General features: G+C 49.6%; 15 protein-coding genes and 1 pseudogene. 3 read left to right on the top strand and 13 right to left on the bottom strand.

Annotated elements, in window-relative coordinates; genetic code table 11:
- Nucleotides 1–77: 77 nt before the first annotated feature.
- The 3 genes from AC2TDN_RS01655 to AC2TDN_RS01645 all read right to left on the bottom strand — a co-directional run bounded on the left by AC2TDN_RS01655 (nt 78) and on the right by AC2TDN_RS01645 (nt 2,979).
- Nucleotides 78–1,001 (bottom strand): ABC transporter permease, encoded by a 924-nt coding sequence (locus tag AC2TDN_RS01655; protein ID WP_482065026.1) that lies wholly within the window; start codon nt 999–1,001, stop codon nt 78–80.
- Between the two features lie 10 nt (nt 1,002–1,011).
- Nucleotides 1,012–1,869: a histidinol-phosphatase HisJ gene (gene hisJ, locus AC2TDN_RS01650; protein ID WP_484686809.1), complete on the bottom strand. Its 858-nt coding sequence runs from the start codon at nt 1,867–1,869 to the stop codon at nt 1,012–1,014.
- A gap of 345 nt (nt 1,870–2,214) precedes the next feature.
- Nucleotides 2,215–2,979, bottom strand: coding sequence for a DeoR/GlpR family DNA-binding transcription regulator (locus AC2TDN_RS01645; RefSeq protein ID WP_484686808.1), 765 nt, complete (start codon nt 2,977–2,979; stop codon nt 2,215–2,217).
- A 415-nt stretch (nt 2,980–3,394) separates the two neighbouring features.
- Between AC2TDN_RS01645 and AC2TDN_RS01640 the strand changes: the two genes are divergently transcribed.
- From AC2TDN_RS01640 to AC2TDN_RS01630, 3 genes and pseudogenes are all read left to right on the top strand, one after another.
- Complete coding sequence (locus AC2TDN_RS01640; RefSeq protein ID WP_482065030.1) at nt 3,395–3,784, top strand: DUF4981 domain-containing protein; 390 nt, start codon at nt 3,395–3,397, stop codon at nt 3,782–3,784.
- A gap of 3 nt (nt 3,785–3,787) precedes the next feature.
- Nucleotides 3,788–3,949 (top strand): annotated as a pseudogene (locus tag AC2TDN_RS01635) (beta-galactosidase small subunit-related protein); the annotation flags it as partial.
- Between the two features lie 44 nt (nt 3,950–3,993).
- Nucleotides 3,994–4,353 carry a beta-galactosidase small subunit-related protein gene (locus AC2TDN_RS01630; RefSeq protein ID WP_482065031.1) on the top strand — a complete coding sequence of 120 codons (360 nt, stop codon included), beginning with the start codon at nt 3,994–3,996 and terminating at the stop codon, nt 4,351–4,353.
- Nucleotides 4,354–4,631: 278 nt separating this feature from the next.
- Here the strand turns inward: AC2TDN_RS01630 and AC2TDN_RS01625 are convergent, their stop codons facing one another.
- The 10 genes from AC2TDN_RS01625 to AC2TDN_RS01580 form a co-directional block, all read right to left on the bottom strand.
- Nucleotides 4,632–6,629, bottom strand: coding sequence for a beta-galactosidase trimerization domain-containing protein (locus AC2TDN_RS01625; RefSeq protein WP_484686807.1), 1,998 nt, complete (start codon nt 6,627–6,629; stop codon nt 4,632–4,634).
- 12 nt (nt 6,630–6,641) lie between these two features.
- Nucleotides 6,642–7,559: a metallophosphoesterase family protein gene (locus AC2TDN_RS01620; RefSeq protein WP_484686806.1), complete on the bottom strand. Its 918-nt coding sequence runs from the start codon at nt 7,557–7,559 to the stop codon at nt 6,642–6,644.
- 104 nt (nt 7,560–7,663) lie between these two features.
- The gene (gene iolB, locus AC2TDN_RS01615) at nt 7,664–8,473 is read right to left on the bottom strand and encodes a 5-deoxy-glucuronate isomerase (protein ID WP_484686805.1); all 810 of its coding nucleotides are present in this window, start codon (nt 8,471–8,473) and stop codon (nt 7,664–7,666) included.
- Nucleotides 8,474–8,596: 123 nt separating this feature from the next.
- Nucleotides 8,597–10,042, bottom strand: coding sequence for a CoA-acylating methylmalonate-semialdehyde dehydrogenase (locus tag AC2TDN_RS01610; protein WP_484686804.1), 1,446 nt, complete (start codon nt 10,040–10,042; stop codon nt 8,597–8,599).
- Between the two features lie 31 nt (nt 10,043–10,073).
- Nucleotides 10,074–11,084, bottom strand: a complete 1,011-nt coding sequence (iolC, locus tag AC2TDN_RS01605; protein WP_484686803.1) for a 5-dehydro-2-deoxygluconokinase — start codon at nt 11,082–11,084, stop codon at nt 10,074–10,076.
- A 48-nt stretch (nt 11,085–11,132) separates the two neighbouring features.
- Nucleotides 11,133–12,998, bottom strand: coding sequence for a 3D-(3,5/4)-trihydroxycyclohexane-1,2-dione acylhydrolase (decyclizing) (iolD, locus tag AC2TDN_RS01600; protein ID WP_484686802.1), 1,866 nt, complete (start codon nt 12,996–12,998; stop codon nt 11,133–11,135).
- 102 nt (nt 12,999–13,100) lie between these two features.
- Nucleotides 13,101–13,865, bottom strand: coding sequence for a sugar phosphate isomerase/epimerase family protein (locus AC2TDN_RS01595; protein ID WP_484686801.1), 765 nt, complete (start codon nt 13,863–13,865; stop codon nt 13,101–13,103).
- A gap of 19 nt (nt 13,866–13,884) precedes the next feature.
- Entirely contained in the window at nt 13,885–14,844 is a 960-nt protein-coding gene (locus AC2TDN_RS01590) for an aldo/keto reductase (protein ID WP_484686800.1), read from the bottom strand.
- A gap of 1 nt (nt 14,845) precedes the next feature.
- Complete coding sequence (locus AC2TDN_RS01585; protein ID WP_484686799.1) at nt 14,846–16,195, bottom strand: glycoside hydrolase family 125 protein; 1,350 nt, start codon at nt 16,193–16,195, stop codon at nt 14,846–14,848.
- Nucleotides 16,146–19,289 (bottom strand): alpha-mannosidase, encoded by a 3,144-nt coding sequence (locus AC2TDN_RS01580; protein WP_484686798.1) that lies wholly within the window; start codon nt 19,287–19,289, stop codon nt 16,146–16,148. The genes AC2TDN_RS01585 and AC2TDN_RS01580 overlap by 50 nt, the downstream gene beginning before the upstream one ends.
- Nucleotides 19,290–19,403 lie beyond the last annotated feature (114 nt).

Genomic DNA, 19,403 nt, shown 5'->3' with positions numbered 1-19,403 from the left:
GAATCCCTCTCCCATTCCTCATCAGCTTGATAGATTTATGAAAAACGTCTTAAACGCTCTTCCAATGGAATACTTGCTTACCATAGCGCATTGTCCGAAAGCTTTCGGCTTGCCCGATTAGCGAGGACAACAAGCACAAGTCCGATTAAACCTTGCATGAGACCAACAGCCGTCGCGTAGCCAAATTGCGCGCTCTGAATGCCGACGCGAATGATATAGGTGTCCAGGACGTCAGCTAAATGCATATTGCCCGGGGTTCTCATCAAATAAAGCTGATCAAAGCCCGCCGTCATAATGCCGCCAAGCGAAAGAATAAATACGATTACGATTGTCGGCATAATAGATGGCAGCGCAACATAGCGAATTTCTTGCCATTTGCTCGCTCCGTCTATTTTTGCTGCTTCGAATAGATTGGGATTAATACCGGTTATTGCAGCATAGTAGATAATCGAACCCCAGCCAGCCGTCTGCCAGATGTAGCTCCAGAACATCATCGGGTAAAAATACTTCGCATCCATTGCAAAAAAAGTACTGCCGTCTCCGCCGAACCATTTGATCACTTCATTAACGATTCCGATCTCCGGTGCAAAAATCCGCTGCATCAAGCCAACGATAATGACCCAGGATAGAAAATGCGGTAAATACATGATGCTCTGCGTGAATCCCCTAAACCATTTGTTTCTTACTTCGTTGAACATCAACGCCAATATTATCGGAAACGGCATTCCAAGAAAGAGCTTCATGCAGCTGATGATGAGTGTATTTCGAATAAGCTGCCCGCTTTGATAATCCTCGAAAAACCTTTTGAAATATTCAAGACCGACCCAAGGACTGTTCAGAATGGTCATGTTGAACTTGTACTCCTTAAACGCGAGAAGCAATCCTGCCATTGGAATGTAGCTAAATATAGCAAAAAACACGAGACAAGGAATGAGCATGATGTATAAATAACGATGTGCAACGACTCTTCTCAACCATTTGACAGTCGGGTTTGTAACCATGAGGGAGCAATCACCTCTTTTCCAAATTTCTGCTGATCTCTTTTCCTGCTTCATTTAATGTCCGCTCGAACCAGTCCCAGCCAGCTCCAACTTCATCAGGCTTATGAGAATCCGAGCCGTAAACGAGCGGAATTCCTCGCTGCAGACATTCTTGCATGAACCATTCCGGTACATAAGCTCTTCCGCACGTCGGCTTCCTGAAGCCTGCCGTGTTCACGTCCACACCCGCTCCGGCCGCTTCCAGCTTTGGCAAAATGCCGTTCAATCGACGCTTAACGAGGGTCTCGTCCAGCTCCGGCAGCGCCAGATGAAATTTTTCAATCAAATTGATATGCCCGATTCTTTTGCGGCACGGAAGCTCCGAAGACCATTCGATAGCCGCTTCGACATGGTTGTAATACTCATCAGCAACCTTATCCATCGATCCGTAATATTCGATCAGCTTGTCCTTGAACGTCTCAGGCGTGTAGTCAATACACTGGTTGCCGCCGATTCCGGGAAGATAATGAACCGAAAATACAACATCCTCTAACCGCTCACCGTATTTGTCGACCAACCGCAAGGCAAAGTCGGGATCCTCAGGCAAGTAATCAAGTTCGAGCCCAATCGTCGTTTCGATCTGATCAACGTAGCGTTCCTTTGCTCTTCTTGCTTGTTCAAAATAAAGCGGCAGCTCTTCTTCTTTCATCGCCAGCTGCGCCATCAGAGGAAGATCGTCGATGTAGCCTGCTGGCAGCGGGGGATGCTCACTGAACGTGTACCGCTGAAATCCAAGCCGGACTGCTTGCTCCAAATAAAGCTCCATGCTTGCGCTGCTGCCGTGACGGCAAAAATTAGTGTGTGTATGTCCATCCCATTTCAATTGCATGCTTCTGCTCCTTTTATCGTTGTCTGCCCTTCTGCTGGCCATGCCACGGGAGACAATCACATCGTATTATGTTACTTGTCATTTGACAATATGTTTGATCAAACATTAACACAATCAATACAAACATTCTATCTTTTGTTATCTAGAGATTAAATATTGCTGATTTATCAACGTTTTATCAACGTTTTATCAAAGTTTCATGAATGTTTCATGCATGTATTTCCATGCCCGATAATGTGTGATTATATAGTATTTATGTTTGATCCCACAAAAAAAGAACTGTACACGCATTATAAAATGCATAGTACAGCCCTATATTTTAATCAGCTCGCTCTAGTTGGAAGACTATTCCGCTAACGGAGCTTCGATCCACTCGACCTCATTAGCCGCAAGATGCTCCGCCCAGCCCTCTGGGCATGGACTGTCGGATATGACCGAGTCCACTTCCTCGAACGATAGCATATGCGTAAACGCAATGACACTAAGCTTCGAATGGTCTGCCAAAACATAAACCTGCTCAGCCGTCTGTGCGAAAATGCGCGACATCGAAGCCTCGTCCGGATCATAATCGCTGATGCCTCCGGATATCGAGATGCCGCCTACTGACAAGAAGGCTTTGCTGACGCGGAATTGCTGCATCGTCCTCTCGCAGATGGAACCGCTGATCGATTGCTGTTCCGGATTAAGCTCCCCGCCAAGCAAAATAATCTTTCCGCTAAATCTTCCTTGGTTGACGCCGTCCATCAATCCCGTTGCCACGGAAACACTGTTAGTCAGTACCGTCAGCCGCCTGCGGCCCGTAATCGCCTTGACCAGCTCGAGCGCCGTCGTACCGACGTCAATCGCGATTGTATCTCCGTCTTCAATTAACTCAGCCGCGCGGCGTCCGATAGCTTCTTTTTCTTTGACATACTTCAATTGCCTCTGCGTAAATGGCGCCTCGGAGGTTTGGAACAATGGCTTCGTCGCTCCTCCGTATACGCGGCGCAGCAGCCCGTCCTTCTCCAGAACGTCCAAATCTCTTCGAATCGTTTCTGGCGATACGTCAAAGTGCTCCGCGAGCGGAATGACTCGGACCTTCCCTTCCGAATTCAGTAGCTTTATAATCATTTGTTTGCGTTCTTCTGCTAAAACCGACACTGCTACGCACCTCATTTATCGATTGTTAGTTATATATGTTGTGGATTAATGTGGATTTACTTTTTTAATTTTATCGTACTTGCAGACACGTTGTAAACTAATAAAAGCATTATTTACAATTGATGCGCCTTGTTTTAACATCAAGAAAACAGTATAAGCGTATGATCACATTTAGTGGTTTTATGTTTGATTTTGTTGTGTTTGGCGGAATTCGACGAAGCCGCCGGCCGGATTTATTTTCGCACCAACAAAGAGATGACTCAAGGCTTGTGCATTACGAAAGTGCGGCTCCCCATTATGGAGGCCATGAGAATATAGAATCATCGACGGACTCGTTTATCCGGATCGCAGGCCGCATACCGGGCTGCTTGAGCTGAAGCAGGTTATGGCACCGATTCATATCGAAGCGGTTGACTTGTCAGGCGGCAAGCTAAAGATCACCAATTTGCATGATTTTATCGATCTGTCCCATCTCGGCCTGCACTGGAAGGTTGAGAAGGATGGCACAACCATCGAACAAGGCCAAATCTGGCAGCTCGATGCCTCTGCGCATGAGCATCAGCTCGTAACGCTGCCTTATGCTTGGCCCAAATCGCAGGATAGCTGTTATACACTTACTTTGTCCTGCTGGATGAACCAGCAAACAGCATGGGCGGAGATGGGCTATGAGGTAGCGTTCACGCAGTTCACACTGTTTGAAGCTGAGCCATCCGCAGAGCCGGCTAGCCCACCCTATCCTTCATCATTATCCCTGCAGGTCGCTGAGAATGATTGATCGCTGACGATAGATGGGTTCGAATTCCGCTACGCCTTTAATCTGGACCAAGGGACGTTCGAGAAAATAACCCGGAGCGGCATTGAGATGCTGAAGCAGCCGATGACCTTCAACATCTGGCGGGCTCCAATCGACAATGATATGCATATCCGCAAGCAATGGGAGGAGCTAGGATACGACCGAGCAGTTATGAAGGTTTACAGCTGCGAATGGTCACTTTTAAGCCAATCTACGCTAGAATGTTCGAGCCTTACATCATGCCGCAGGAGAATGGCTCGCGTTACGGCACCAATTGGGCGGTCATATCGAGCGAGCAAGGGATGGGCTTGAAATTCGCCTCGCCTGAGCCGTTCTCGTTCAACGCGTCGCACTATACGCCGCTTGACCTTACGGTCGCTGCTCATAATCATGAATTAAAGAGGCGGATGGAAACCATCGTTCATCTTGATTACAAAATGAGCGGCGTCGGATCAAATTCCTGCGGACCAGCGCTGCTGGATCAATACCGTCTGAACGAGAAGCAATTCCGCTTCGAGCTTCATATAAAGCCAGTGTTCAGCGAAGACTAACAGTAAGAAAAAGGACGGAGCAGCGTGATCTAGCTGCTTCGTCCTATTTTAACTCAGCTGATGCTCTCTCGAACAAACGTTGAACATGCTCTAAATAGGCAACTAATGCACATGTGCGACACGAATGCATTAGGTCTATTTTCTAGACTTATTTCTATGATTGAGGCCGGTTTGCTAAAAATAGATCTAGTTTCTAGATTTATCCACATTAGGAGCGTCCGATGTTCTACAATCGGCTATGCATCATCCTGAGACTTCCAAAGCCTCAGCCATACAAATTAAACTTGAAACTGAACCATCCGGTGGCTATGAACATCAACCGAGATGCACGTATAACCTTCCTCGTCTTGCACGAATGGAACATCTACCATTTCCGGCAGCAGCCGCACACCAGTTACAGCCTTGTCCAGCTTGACCCGAACGGAGATGTCGCTTAAAGCCGGCACATCCTCGATAACCTGCGTGTCGCCGCGTAGAATAGGCACCGCGTACAGCAAATGCAGCACATAATCCGATTCGCCCGCAAGCTTCGTCAAGTTCACTTTTCCAGCGGAGGGCAAGCTTGTTGTCAAGATCGGCTTCGGCAGCAATTGCTTGATGATGTTCAAAAGCAAATCTTTGTACAGCTGCATGCCATGATTCCGATATAGACGGAACAAAGGCTGTGCGATATAGACGATATTTTCATGCTGAATGACTGCCGGATAGCCCGCTTCTTCCGCTGCTGGTGCATGCAGATGGGAGCAGAAATGTCCGTAGGTCCGATTAAAGTAAGGTCTGTAAGAGCTCGCCAGCACCTCAGCCCCGCCTACCGCAACCCGGTAACCGGACTCATAGTTAATAAACGGCGAGGATACAAGCCGATCCCCAAGCTGTTTCGACACTAAAGTATAATCAAGCTCCCACTCGGACTTCCCTTGGAACTCCGCCCCAACGGCAAGCGCGAATTCATCATGATCTGCCTTAAGACCGCTCTGCGCGCTTAGAATGATTTTTCCTCCGCCTGCGGTATAACGCTCCAGCTTTTGCTGCAACGCATCGTTCAACCTGATCTGATCTGGTAAAATCAAGATGCGGTAAGCTGAGAAATCAGCTAGATCGTCGATCATATCGAATAAGTAATGGCCTTCCTCCAGCATCATATAAGCGCCCATATCGCTCGTTCTGCTGTCCTCGGCTCCATTGAGCGCGTTAGCTGAAAGAATGGCGATTTCAGCGATGCTCTCCGTATCGCGGCACCATTCCTCCTTCGCTTCAACATCCGCAAACGCTTCCCCAATAATCCGGTACGTTTCTTCGTCCATGCGGCCGCTCGGGTGAAGCTGATCGCCGACGCAGATTCGGGCTCCGAATGAAATCATCTGCTGGCATTCATATCGCAGCGCAGCCGGGCTTTTGAAGCCTCCGAACTCTCCCCACGACTTGTGGAACTTCCCGGTCATGCCGAGATACTGAAAGTCCTGCTTGCGAATATACCGAACCATGCTTGTAAAATAATCGTACCCCCACCCGCCGGTAGGCAGCGATTCGATATCATAATGCGAATAATATTCATGATATTGCTTGTCGCCCATTCTCTCTGTCGTGCAGTTATGATAAAGACGTGTCTCCGGGTTGATCGACCAAATCAATTCCGATGTCGCCTTCAAATAGTTCAAATAAGTCTGCTTGGCGAGCTGCATGCGGTGCTCTGGATTGTTCTCATCAAGCCCCTGCTCCTTCAGGCTGCTGCGGCAGCTAGCGCATAAGCAAGGATATTCGCCTACGATATCGTAGAAAATACCGACAGGCTGGAAGCGCTCCATTACCTCGCGAGTGTAGTCCAGTATATATTGAAGGTAAGGAGAATTCAGACAAAGCATATGCCAGCCATCCCAGCCGGTAGGAAGACTTGTCTCCTCTGTCGCTTTCGGAGGGCCGTAAGGGTCGCCGTCCTCCTTCACCACTACCCATTCAGGATGCTCTCTGGCAGCAAGCTCATTAAATCCGACCGTTATATAGATCGGCGCCTCAATGTCGTTCTGCTTGCATGCTTCGAGCATTCTTGGCAGCAAATTTGTTTCCAAATGCGGATGCGGCTTGCCGACCGCAGTGTCATAATAGCTCCAGCCATGATGGCACATCGCAAAAACATTTATCGTATCAAGCTTCGCCTGCTTCAAGCTGGCAACGAACTGCTCCTCGTCAAAGTCTCTGCCTACGCCCGTAATATGCTCTGATGTATGAAAATCAAGATGAACCTGTCTAAATCCGATCGGATTAAATCTTTTTTTCATAAAATACACCTCTTATCCCTCATGGTTGCTCTTATCCACTTGATCAGCTTGAACGATCCATGAATCGAATACTCGTTTTCCTTCCTCAAGCTGAATGACTCTGGCGCCCTTCGGCAGCTTTCCATAGCAATTGTATCCAGTTGCCCGTCCATAACAAAGCCTTATTCCGTGCAAAGTGCCGCAATAATCGTTGTCATGATCATGGCCGACGAAAGTGCCAATCACATCGCCTGAATGTACCATCGCCCCGAACAAGCCTGTGTTTACCTTTGGACACTCCACATTTTCCTCGCGGGTGCCCGTCACTTGCTCTCCGTTCCACGCCGCATCGTATTCCGGAATCGGAATATGGAAAAAGGCCAACGATGGAAGCGGACCGCCGTTTTGAGCGGTAAGCTGCTTGGATTGCTCTGTATACCATCCGATTTGATCCGGGTGAATCCAAGCATAGCCGCCAATCGGTTCCGGCGCATTGATGCCGGAATCGAAGAAATAAAGCGCTGCCTTATCCTCGGTTCCACTCGCGCTCATCACTTTTAACATAAAATTGCCTATCCCATTGATGTCCTCTGGTCCGGCTTCAGTAAGGCAATTGACATCCTCTTGCTGTATAGCAAGAAGCTCCTCTCTGGTTACCCCTGCCTCAGCATCATGATTGCCGAACACGGCTGCCCAAGGAACTCCGGATTCAACTACGGGAGCAATAGCTCTGCGAAAGGATGCCTTTGGATCGGCAACGCCGTCGCTCCATATCATATCGCCCGTTAACACGACGAGATCAGGCTTCTGCGCCGCAATGATGCTGCGAACTAAAGCAGTCGTTCGCTCATCATCCTCGCGCTCTTCCTCTTTGCCGTCTCCGAGATGCATATCCGTAAACTGTAAAATATTAAAAGTGCCGTCTTGACGAAATTTTAAACTTGCAGCCATACGCATTCCCTCCAATGAACTTGAGCGGTCTGCCTAAAAGATGCTATGCATTGCTAGGCAAGCTTCTCCGATTATAATAAGCTGAGATTCCGCATGCTGTCATCTTAAGGTTTCGTCATCATCCATCCGTGATCCTTGTCGTTATGAAACTTCCAAATGCGAGTCGGACCAGCCATGACATTCAAATAATAACAATCATAGCCCGGAGGCGCGGATACCGGATGGTAGCCGCGCGGAACCATGACAGCTTGACCATTCTTCACAACGAGCGTCTCGTCGAGCGAACGATCGTCGGTATAGACGCGCTGCATAGCAAACCCCTGCTCCGGCTGTACCCGGAAATAATAGGTTTCCTCGAGCAGCGACTCCGCAGGAAGATTATCTTGATCGTGCTTGTGCGGCGGGTAGCTTGACCAATGGCCGTTCGGCGTAAATACCTCCACAACGAGCAGACTGTCCGCAGGCTCCGATTCTGGCAAAATATTATGAATACGCCGCTCGATGTTTCCATAGCCGCGCGTTTCGGTTCCAACCTGAGCAGGCGCAATCAGCCTTGCTTTGTGGTTTCCGTAACCTGGTGCGGAGCATACGGCCACTTCAAGCTCGGTGAGCGCATGAATATGATAGCTGTCGCCGCTAGGAACGTATACGGAATAAGGAGGGATTTGCTCGAAAACATTCATCCGCTCGCCAATTTCATGCCATTCCTGCTCAGCGGTTATGACATCTGCTTTTCCGCTGAGCAGTACGAGACACACTTCCTTATCCGCCGTTTCTCTGTGTAAGTCCTGCCCTTTCGAGAGACGAATCATTTCAAAGCCGACATATTGCCAACCGGCCGATTCCGGTGTAATTCGCATGAGGCTTCCTTCACGATCCGGTTCAGCCGATGGAGCTACAATTAGTTTGGACATCGTGTCTTTCCTCCTTTACGCTTTGCCGGAGCTTCCGAGCAGCTGCGTTTTTTGTGCTCATCAGGCAAGCCGCTTCCGCCCCAAAACACAAGCGCAGCGGCTGCATGCCTTCCGATTTGATCCTTACCAACGCGTCGTTATCATTTTTTTGCGCGTATAGAACTCAACGCCGTCAGTGCCGTTGGCATGAAGGTCGCCGTAGAACGATTTTTTCCAGCCGGAGAATGGGAAGAAAGCCATCGGAGCAGGAACGCCTAGATTAACGCCCAGCATGCCGGCTTCAATTGTCTCGCGGAATTGACGCACATAGCCGCCGCTCTTCGTGAACAGGCATGCGCCATTTGCAAAATCCGACGCGTTAGCAAGCTCGATCGCTTCCTCAAGCGTATCCACTCGCACAATAGAGAGCACGGGAGCAAAAATCTCGTCCTCCCAAATTTTCATTCCGGCTTTAACGTTATCAAAAATCGTCGGACCGACGAAGTAGCCTTTGCCCTCGCATACCGCATCTTTGCGTCCGTCCCGCAGAAGAATCGCGCCTTCGTTCTCGCCGATTTCGATGTACTTAAGGGTACGCTCCTTATGAGGGCCCCGAATGACCGGGCCGAGGAAAATGCCATCTTCCGCACCGTTGCCGATCGTGATGCGGTCTGCCGCATCCATCAGTTTGCTGACGAGCGTATCGCCGATCTCGCCGACGGCTACTACGACGGAGCACGCCATGCAGCGTTCGCCCGCGGAGCCGAAAGCGGCGTTAATAATTTCTTTGACCGTTACATCCATGTCAGCATCCGGCATGACGATGGAATGGTTTTTGGCGCCAGCAAGCGCTTGAACGCGTTTGCCATGCGCCGTTCCGGTTTTGTAGACATACTCTGCTACCGGCTGCGAGCCGACGAAGGAAATCGCAATGACATCTTTATGCTCAAGCATGCCGTTAACGACATCATGCGCGCCATGTACGATATTGAATACGCCGTCCGGCAGGCCGGCTTCCTTAAACAGCTCTGCAAGTCGATTGGCGAGCAGAGGCGTGCGCTCCGATGGCTTTAAGATGAAGGTGTTGCCGCAAGCGATAGCAAGCGGGAACATCCAGCAAGGCACCATCATCGGGAAGTTGAACGGTGTGATGCCACCGACAACTCCTATCGGATACCGGTACATCGCGGACTCCAAATTTGAAGCGATATCCGGAAGCTGCTTGCCCATCATAAGTGTAGGCGCACCAGCTGCGAATTCGACGCATTCAATGCCGCGCTGCACTTCGCCGTAAGCCTCGTTGTAGCTTTTTCCGTTCTCGAGCGTAACAAGCCGCGCAAGTTCTGCCCAATTGTCGACCAGAAGCTGCTGGTATTTAAAAAGAATGCGGGCACGGCGCGGAACCGGCGTACGGCTCCATGTTTTGAACGCTTCCTTAGCCGTTTGAACGGCCAGATCTACGTCCTCGCGCGTAGAAAGCGGAACAAGCCCAAGCACCTCTTCCGTTGCGGGATTGTATACTTCCTCGGCTTTAGTAGATGTGGATGGAACCCATGCTCCGCCTATCCAGTTATTCAATACTTGCGTCATTATCGTTTGCCCCTTTCGAATCTGTCGATATCTATGAGATCGTTATTTTGCCATTGTTGCAGTCTTCAATATATTGCTGGACCACAGCGAGAGTCGGCATCGCATCGGAGCAGCTATGGCTCGAAATGACGATGCAAGCTGATGCGCTTCCGAATTCCATGCTTTTCGAAAGCGTCCAGCCTTCCATAATGCCATATAGAAAACCAGCCGCATAGGAGTCTCCCGCTCCGAAGGTTTTGACGACCTTCGCCGGGAAGCTCTTCGCGCGATGCGTCGTTCCATCTGCGGTGTAGGCGATGGAGCCTTCCTTGCCGTGCTTGATGATGACGATTTTAGCCGAGAAGTCGAACCATTTGGATGCAGTAAAATGATCGCTGTGATCCGGATTTTGCTCGAACGCCTCCATCATATCGAACTCTTCGCGCGTGCCTAGAATGATGTCGCACTTCTCTGCGGCAAGATTGTAGTAGACAGCCGTTTCTTCTTTGGATGTCCATGTATAAGGCCGGTAATCGAGGTCAAACGCGATGACGGTCTGATGCTTTTTCGCATAGTGCAGCGCTTGGAAGACCGCTTCCCGCGAAGGGCTCTTGGCAAGTGCCGTCCCGGAAATCAGAAGCATTTTCGACTCGGCGATCAATTGCTCGCTTACCTCACCTGCTTCAAGCTTAAGATCGGCGACGTTGTCTCGATACATAAGGATGCTGCAATCGGTTGGGCTCTTTATTTCCGTAAAAGCAAGACCTGTCACCGCGCCGGTGGTGTCGATCAAGACGTTTGATGTGTCGATGCCGCCCCGGTTCAAATAATCGTTGATGAAGCGTCCCATTTGATCGTTCGCAATTTTGCCGATAAACGCGGTTTTCCGGCCGAGGCGGGACATCCCGATCGCGATGTTGGCGGGGGAGCCGCCGACATACTTGGTGAACGTCATCGTCTCTTCCATCGGACGATTAATTTCGTTCGCATTCAAATCGATGCAAAGCCTGCCGATAGCGGTAAAGTCAAACTTTTTATTTTGAGAAAAAGATAAATAAGTCATTGTGCGCTCCCTGCTTTCTTTGGACTTTAGACAATCCTTGATCAGGCTTTAGCGGAGGGTGACGGTTTGGATTTTGGCATTCATCTCTTTGCCCGCTTGAGCAACTTTATCGCTGACGGATACCTCGGGCACGCCCACGTTCCACCAAGACTCATATCCACCCGTGTTCGTGCCCGGCACGACTGGAATTTCAATCAAAGTCGTCACCGTTTCCTGCTTGGCGAGCTCCAGCGCTTCCTTTAATTGCTCCGCATTATCGGCTTTATAAGCCTTCGCTCCCAAGCTGCGGGCATGGGCTGCAAAATCAATCGGCATATAAGTGCCGGACAGTCTGCCCGTCTCCTGCGAGCGATAGCGGAACTCATTGCCGAATCCGTCGCTGCCATGTCCTCGCTGCAAATTGTGTATGCATTGGAAACCGTGATTGTCGAATAGCAAAATCGTTATTTTACGGCCCTCTTGCAGGCTCGTCACCATTTCGGAGTGAAGCATCAAGTAGCTGCCATCCCCAACGATCGCATAAACCTCACGCGCAGGCTCTGCGAGTGCTGCCCCAAAAGCGCCTGCTATTTCATATCCCATACAGGAGAAGCCATATTCCATATGATAGGTTTTGGGCTCGACAGGCCTCCACAGCCGGTGGAGATCGCCTGGAAGACTGCCCGCCGCGCATACGACGACAGAGGATGGATCAATCATCTCCTGAATAATGCCAAGCGCCCTAGTTTGTGCAAATCCCGCTTCATGCTCAGCCGCGTAAAGCCGATCAACCTCATTGTCCCATTCCTGCTTCAATGCTTGGATGACTGACGGAGTATGCTCGCTGCGGTAATGGATTTGTTCCAGAGCCTCATGCAGCGCCTTCAGCCCTTCTTTGGCATCTGCGATAACAGCTTCGCCGTTCAGCTTGGCGGAATCAAAGCCGCTTACGTTCAGATTGACGAATTGCACATCCGGATTGCCGAATGCCGATTTGGACGATGTCGTGAAATCGGAATAACGGGTGCCGACACCGATAATCAGATCCGCTTCCCTTGCCAGCTTATTGGCTGCCAGCGTCCCTGTAACGCCTATCGCTCCAACGTTTAATGGGTGGTTCCACGGCAAAGTGCTCTTGCCGGCCTGCGTTTCCGATACAGGAATGCCGAAAGTTTCAGCGAATGCGCCAAGCTCCTTCATCGCTTCAGCGTACAGCACTCCGCCGCCAGCGATAATCAGCGGCTTCTTTTTATTTTTGATAAGCTGGGCAGCACGCAGAACAGCATCAGCGGAAGCTGGTCTCCGATCGATATAATGAACCTTGCGCTCGAAAAATGTTGACGGGTAATCGTACGCTTCCGCCTGAACATCCTGAGGCAGGGCGAGCGTAACCGCTCCTGTCTCTGCAGGATCAATAAGTACACGTATCGCGTTCGAAGCTGCCGTCATAAGCTGCTCCGGACGCACGATCCGATCCCAGTACTTGCTTACCGCTTTAAACGGCTCGTTAGCAGAAATCGTATAGTCGCTGGCCACCTCAAGCTGCTGCAGCACCGGGTCGGGCTGTCTGCTTGCAAAGTTGTCGCCCGGCAGCAGAAGAACCGGAATGCGGTTCACCGTTGCGGTAGCCGCAGCGGTTATCATATTCAGGGCACCAGGCCCGATAGAAGAGGTGCAGGCAAAAATCTGCTTGCGATTGCTTTGCTTCGCGAACGCAGTTGCGGCATGAACCATACCCTGCTCGTTTTTCCCTTGCACATAAACCAAATCACCGGCGCTTCTCTCTAAGGCTTCACCGATTCCAGTCACGTTTCCATGACCGAAAATCCCCATAACGCCCTTCATGAACTTCGTCTCCACTCCGTCAATCGATACGTACTGATTATCGAGAAATCGCAGCAGCGCTTGCGCCATCGTTAGCCGAATCGTAGTCATACGTTTCAAGGCCTCCCTTTATTTCGAAATGAGCCAACCTTTATAAGAAGAAAAATGGAGCGAGTTGTAAAGAAGCTCACTCCACCCTTTCTATTCGCTAGTCTATTTGTTCCATTTGCCTGTCATTTCTTTCAGGTAGTTCAAGCTCGTTTCCAAGCTGTCGAACGGACTGCCTGGGCAGTAATCCTGCTCCACGCAATACCAATCTACGCCATTGTTCTCGCCCCACTTCAGAATCGGCTCAAAATCAATGACGCCGTTACCGATTTCGGTGAACGTTCTGCTTTCATCTGCGGACATATCCTTCAAATGCAAAATCGGTATTTTGTTCGGAAATTTGGACATGTATGCAAGCGGATCCCGGTTTGCAAAGCTTACCCAATAGGTATCAATTTCCGGATAAATAAAGCGGTCGCCCTCAGGCTCCAGCACGAAGTCCAGTGCCGGCTTCCCATCGACATCGAGCTCGAACTCGAATTCGTGATGATGATAGCCAACGCGGAAGCCCTGCGGCTTTACTTTGTCCGATATTTCAAGCAGCTGGCGCTTCGCAAGGCGATAACCAGCCTCGTTTTGCAATTCGTCCTCCAAATAATGATTAAAGAAGTCCGTCGTTCCGAATAGCCGCGCTTCTTCAAGCACGACATCAAGCTCCTGCGTCATCCGGTCGAGGCCAACATGCATGCCTGCTACGGATAAGCCCGTCTCCTTCAGAACAGCCGCGATTTCGACAGCCGGATAGCCGTGCAAGCCGTCGATCTGTACGGCTTTCCAGCCCATCTTGCTGAGTGTGCGAAGCGTCTCATAAAAGTCCTTCTTAAGCTCGTCTCTAAGTGTATATAGTTGAGCGGCAAATTTATGCTGCATGGTTGTTGCTCCTCTCAAATTAAATGCGGTCTGTAACCAAATCCAGCCATTGAATCTCGTTTTCTGTAAGCGGCATGCTCATGCCTTGTATGGATGATTGCAATTCCGGCAGTCTCTCAGGACCAATGAGCGCTGCAGTCGGATAAGTCTGGTGCAGCACGTAAGCCAGCGCGATTTGAATAGCTGATGCGCCCTTGCTCTCAGCAAGCTCAGTCGCGCGGCGGTAGCGCTCCCAGTTGTCCGCTGTATAATATACGTCTACCATTTCTTCGTCTTCCAAATTATCAGGCGAGTAACGTCCCGAGAAAAATCCGCCTGCCTGCGAGGACCAGGACAGAAGCGGCAAATTGTTATTCTGATGCCATTCGATCATTTCGCGCCCAGCGGATATGCTTCCCGGCCAACGGGGGATGCGGCATTTTGCCAAGCTGAGGTTCGGGCTGCTGAACGTAAAGCCGATTAGCCCATGCGCTTTGGCATAGTCGTTAGCTTCTTGAATTCTTTCGTGGCTCCAGTTGGATGCTCCGATGGCATGAATGCGTCCAGCTTCTACATGCGCGTTCAATGCCTCCATGATCGGTCCAACCTCGACGGAAGGATCGTCGCGGTGCAGCGCATAAAGATCAATGTAGGAGGTGCGAAGACGGTCCAGACTCTCCAAGACATCCTTGTTGATCGCTCTTGCATTCACGCGATTGCCAGGCTCGCCGTCGTCCGGATGCGCCCCCTTTGTCATAATGTTTACCTCAGCCCGTTTGCCTGTCTCATCAAGCCATCTGCCTATTTTTTGTTCGCAATCATCATACTGGTGCGCAGTATCGAACGTGTTGCCGCCTGCCGCGAGATATGCGCCAAACATTTCATGGATGTAGTCCATATCATCCGCGCGCAAAAAGTTAGTGGAGCCCATAATGAGCTGCGAGCAGGATTTAAAGATCGGCTGCCCGTTTTGAGCAGCTTGTATTTGAATTGTTTTCATCTTATCCCTTCCATTCTTCAGAGGATTGTTCGGCAATCATGCTGACGTATTCTGCAAATAAGCTATTCGCCCATGCAAACCATGGCCTTGTAAACGTTGATGGATCATCTTTATGGAACCCTTCATGCATAAACCCGGTTCCTGCATGAGTGGATGACAGCATGGCCAAAATATCTCGCTTTTCCTGCTCGTCGCTTGAGGTTAATCCCTGCATGCTGAGTGCAATATGCCAAATATACGATTCCGGCGTATGCGGGCTTCCAATCCCTCTAGCTGCTGTGCCTTCGAAGTAATAAGGATTGTCTTGGCTAAGAATAAACCGCCTTGTGTTCTGGTAGACAGCATCGTCCTTCGCCTTGTAACCAAGATAAGGAATCGAGAGCAAGCTTGGCACATTGGCGTCGTCCATCAGATTGTAGTTGCCGAATCCATCTGTCTCATAGGCATACATCTTGCCATACTTTGGATGATGAACCACTCCGTATGTTTCGATTCCGTATTCGATTTCTTCCCTAAGAGCAGATGCTTTGCCCATCCATTCGCGGTCCTTGTAAATCGAATCCGCAATTTCCTCTACCTGCTTGAGAACGACTGCTGCAAACATGTTGGAGGGGATCAAATAGCCGTGCGTGCAAGCGTCATCGCTTGGACGGAAGCCCGACCAGGTCATGCCGGTATAATTAACCGGCATGCCCGTTCCGTTATTTCTAAGCGTATCGGTGGGCGGGCAATCATGCCGAATAAATTGATAAGGCGATTGCTCGGTATGCCTTTGCTCCAACCGCCATAGATCGATAATTTGATGAACGGCTGCTCGGAAGGAGTCATCGAACAAGCTCGTTATCCCCGTCTCTTTCCAATATAAGTAGCTGAGCCAGATCGGATAGCACAAGGAGTCGATCTCATATTTCCGCTCCCACACCCACGGATTTAATTCCGTCTCATCAATATCGATACGGTGATCGTTGTCCTCAACGTTAAACGCGTTTGCGTAAGGGTCGATTCCGATATATTTCAGCTGCCTGCGAATTAAGCCTTCAATTACTTGCTGCAGCGTCTCATCCTCTCTCGCTAGCGGGAGATAATGCTTGACCTGTGCAGAAGAGTCGCGCAGCCACATAGCTGGAATATCGCCTGTTATGACAAAGGTTGTTCCATCATCTAAACGCTCAACAGTCGTTTCGAACGTACTGGCAAAGCAAGGCCCGAACATCGGGGCGAGCGCCTTGAGCTCGGGATGCCGCTCCAGCTTGCTAATGATTTGTTCGACATATTCGCTCATTTGTTCAGTCAGCTTCATCTTAGAAATCGTTCCTTTCTTTAAAGACGACAGCAAATGTCTTAATTTCATAAGGAGTAAACTCCGTTACAATCGAAGAGCCTGGATGGGTCTCACCCAAAGGTTTTTCCATCAGATTGCATTCCTGCCAAGAGACGATGCCCAAATCACTTCCGATTGTCACTTCTTTGCGGCTTCCTGAATAATCATGCAGCCTAATGATAACCTTATCGCCATCTTCCGCTTTTTTGACCGCATCGATCATCACGCCGTCAGCCGATAATGTGAACAATGATTTTTGCAAGCTTGGTGCTGTTCCCGGATGGCTGGTCAGCGGATTATTCAAGTTCCATGCTTCAACAGCCGTACCGCCTTCGTACCAATCGCCTTTATGAGGCAATAATGAATAAGTGAATTGGTGCAAGCCGATATCCTGTTCCGGATCAGGGAAATTAGCCGATTTAATAAGCGACAGGCTGAGGACATTGTCCTTGATGTCGTAGCCGTATTTGCAATCATTAAGCAAGCTTACGCCGAATCCCCGCTCGGAGAGATCCGCCCATTGATGTCCAACGACCTCGAATCTTGCAAAATCCCAGCTTGTATTCCAGTGCGTCGGACGTTTGACATTCCCGTATTGAATGTCGTAGGTTGCTTCGGTCGAACGAACGTCGACTTCGAAGGCTGCTTTCAGCAGCTGGCTTTGTTCCTGCCAGTCTACGTTGGTCACAAAATCGATTCTCCGATTGCTGCTGTATACCTTCATATCTTGAACGAGAGAGGAACGGTTATAAGTCCAGCGGAAACGAACGACAGCGTACAATGGTCCAGATTCCAGCAGCACAGCTGATTCCAGCTCGGTTACTTCACGCATCTTTTCCTTATAAAAAATATCGATATCCCAAGCATCAAATGCGAGCGGCTTGTCTTCAAATACACGAAGCACATTGCCTCGGCCGTCCTTCTTCAGTACATTTCGGCGAAGCTCCTTATCCCAAATGTCTGTTAGCTGGCCTTGTTCGTTCCATGTCATCCTATAAAATGGCGTTTCAATTCCGGTCTTAGTAAATGTAAAGCTTGCCGCCTGGGATGCTTCTGAGGACCTCGGAACGAACCGGATAGGCGTATAGCCCATAGATGGCACCTTCACCAAAACCGCCCAGCCCTCCTGACCCCTATGAGCAGGAAGCTCCTTGCCTTCATGATCGATCCAGACGCCGCTTCCTTCAACTGGATTTGCAATTTCTAGCAAATCCTCCCGCTCCCAAGCCGAGCTGTTCAGAACGGTATATGCACCGGGGCTTGCCTCCGTCAATTGGTTCAGTGCTTCCGAGCGAACATCCGAAATCAACATTTGCGCTTCGCTGTATTCCGCCGCAGCGTCTTCATACACCTCCTGGATAGAAGATCCAGGAATAATATCATGGAATTGGTTGCGCAGGATGATCCTCCAGCCGTCATTGATTTGCTGCTGACGGTATTTCATCCAATTATCTTCAAGGAGGCTTGCGAATGCGCTTATCCATTCACCCTCGCGATAGCCAAGCTCAAGCTTGCGATTCATCCGTTTAACCTTCGCTTGGCTCGTATATGTCCCGCGGTGATATTCAAGGTACAGCTCGCCGTCCCAGGTATGAACGTATTGCTCTGTGTTGTCAATCGTCTCTTGCAGCCGCTCGAAATAATCGCCTGCCGTTCCGGTCTTCACATGCGGGAGACCCGGCATGTCATCCAGCCTGCGGCGCATCTCCAGCATCTCGCGATTCACGCCTCCTCCTCCGTCGCCATATCCGTATGACAGAAGAAGCTCTTCATTTAATTCTTTATCCCTGTAATTGTCCCAAATATGATAGGCCTCATAAGCCGTTAATCTGCCGTTGTAAGTGTACATCCAAGAATCTTTGCTATGTCCCGGCTCCGGAGTCGTAATGAAATGCGCCATGATCTCCGACCCGTCCATCCCACGCCACGTAAACGTATCATGCGGAATGCGATTGAATTGATTCCAGCTGATTTTAGTCGTCATGAATCGGTCGATTCCCGATTTCTTCAAAATTTGCGGAAGCGCCCAGCTGTAGCCAAATACGTCTGGGAGCCATAAGTACGTGCAAGCCTTGCCAAACTCATCCTGCAGGAATCGCGTCCCGAACAATACTTGCCGAACGAGCGACTCCCCTGAAGGAATATTGCAATCGGCCTCAAGCCACATGCCGCCGGCCGCTTCCCATCTGCCCTCTGCCACTCTCTCGCGAATACGTTCATAAATTTCAGGATAATCCGCTTTGATGTACTCGTATAACTGTGGTTGCGTTTGCAGAAACACGTAATCCGGATACTGCTCCATCAACCGCAATACGGTCGAGAAGGATCGAGCAATCTTCTCGCGAGTATGCTTTAGACGCCATAACCAAGCTACATCGATATGAGTGTGACCAACGCAAGTAACCGTAATGCGCGAATGCTTCTCGATCCGAGCAAGCTCTTCCTTCAAGATAGCGAGGGCTGCAGCGATTGATCTGTAAAAATCATCGCTTTCTTTGTTTTGCCAATTAATTTCACGCAAGGAACGATCGATGGCTTTCAGAAGCTGATGTCTTTCGGGCTGCACGGCTGGCAGTACAAGAACGGTTTCCAATGCCGCTTTAACCGTAAAGTAATAGTCATCTGCGTTTTCATCAAGCCAGCTTATTTCCGCCATCTTAAGACGGTGAACCTGAACGGTTTTAGGGCCCCCGCCCTCCAAACCAGACCATAAACGGAACGTTAATCGAAGCTTATTCCCAGCTTCCTGAACAGGTAAAAATACTTCCTTATGGTTGGCATCTACGCCTTGGTAAGGAAGTCCGTGAAGAAATAGGAGCGATTCGAACCCTGAGTTGGTTCCTTCATCGGTTTTGCCAAAGTCGAATCTGCCAACTATTTTTTTACCGCTCCATTGTTTAGGTATATCAACCTCACAGGAAAGCCAAGCATACAGATCTCTGCCTTCCCAACGGGAACCTGTCTCGATAGTCGTCCATGCTTCATCCTCTTTAGGAGGAAATGCGCCGATTTCACCCTTCTCATCTTGCAAGAAGCGGAACGCTAGTATTTTTACCCCTTCACGATAACGCAAGGGCTCCATTTCATCTAATCTTGCCTTAATCTTGTCTTCCAATAAGAACATGCTTAAGCCCCCTGACACCATGATAATATATACCCAATTATATATCTAATGCATGTTGATGTAAATAAAATAATATTACTAATTAATAAAAAATAGTTGAATTTGGTATGTAAA

The organism is Paenibacillus sp. Y660 (assembly GCF_057221575.1).
The sequence above is the reverse complement of the archived record's forward strand: the minus strand, read 5'-3'. Positions and strand labels throughout refer to the sequence as shown.

Bases quoted from the DNA above. Each gene is read 5' to 3' on its own strand.
- AC2TDN_RS01655 (WP_482065026.1), bottom strand. From the start codon at position 1,001: ATGGTTACAAACCCGACTGTCAAATGGTTGAGAAGAGTCGTTGCACAT.
- hisJ (WP_484686809.1), bottom strand. From the start codon at position 1,869: ATGCAATTGAAATGGGATGGACATACACACACTAATTTTTGCCGTCAC.
- AC2TDN_RS01645 (WP_484686808.1), bottom strand. From the start codon at position 2,979: ATGATTATAAAGCTACTGAATTCGGAAGGGAAGGTCCGAGTCATTCCG.
- AC2TDN_RS01640 (WP_482065030.1), top strand. From the start codon at position 3,395: ATGGCACCGATTCATATCGAAGCGGTTGACTTGTCAGGCGGCAAGCTA.
- AC2TDN_RS01630 (WP_482065031.1), top strand. From the start codon at position 3,994: ATGGTCACTTTTAAGCCAATCTACGCTAGAATGTTCGAGCCTTACATC.
- AC2TDN_RS01625 (WP_484686807.1), bottom strand. From the start codon at position 6,629: ATGAAAAAAAGATTTAATCCGATCGGATTTAGACAGGTTCATCTTGAT.
- AC2TDN_RS01620 (WP_484686806.1), bottom strand. From the start codon at position 7,559: ATGGCTGCAAGTTTAAAATTTCGTCAAGACGGCACTTTTAATATTTTA.
- iolB (WP_484686805.1), bottom strand. From the start codon at position 8,473: ATGTCCAAACTAATTGTAGCTCCATCGGCTGAACCGGATCGTGAAGGA.
- AC2TDN_RS01610 (WP_484686804.1), bottom strand. From the start codon at position 10,042: ATGACGCAAGTATTGAATAACTGGATAGGCGGAGCATGGGTTCCATCC.
- iolC (WP_484686803.1), bottom strand. From the start codon at position 11,084: ATGACTTATTTATCTTTTTCTCAAAATAAAAAGTTTGACTTTACCGCT.
- iolD (WP_484686802.1), bottom strand. From the start codon at position 12,998: ATGACTACGATTCGGCTAACGATGGCGCAAGCGCTGCTGCGATTTCTC.
- AC2TDN_RS01595 (WP_484686801.1), bottom strand. From the start codon at position 13,865: ATGCAGCATAAATTTGCCGCTCAACTATATACACTTAGAGACGAGCTT.
- AC2TDN_RS01590 (WP_484686800.1), bottom strand. From the start codon at position 14,844: ATGAAAACAATTCAAATACAAGCTGCTCAAAACGGGCAGCCGATCTTT.
- AC2TDN_RS01585 (WP_484686799.1), bottom strand. From the start codon at position 16,195: ATGAAATTAAGACATTTGCTGTCGTCTTTAAAGAAAGGAACGATTTCT.
- AC2TDN_RS01580 (WP_484686798.1), bottom strand. From the start codon at position 19,289: ATGTTCTTATTGGAAGACAAGATTAAGGCAAGATTAGATGAAATGGAG.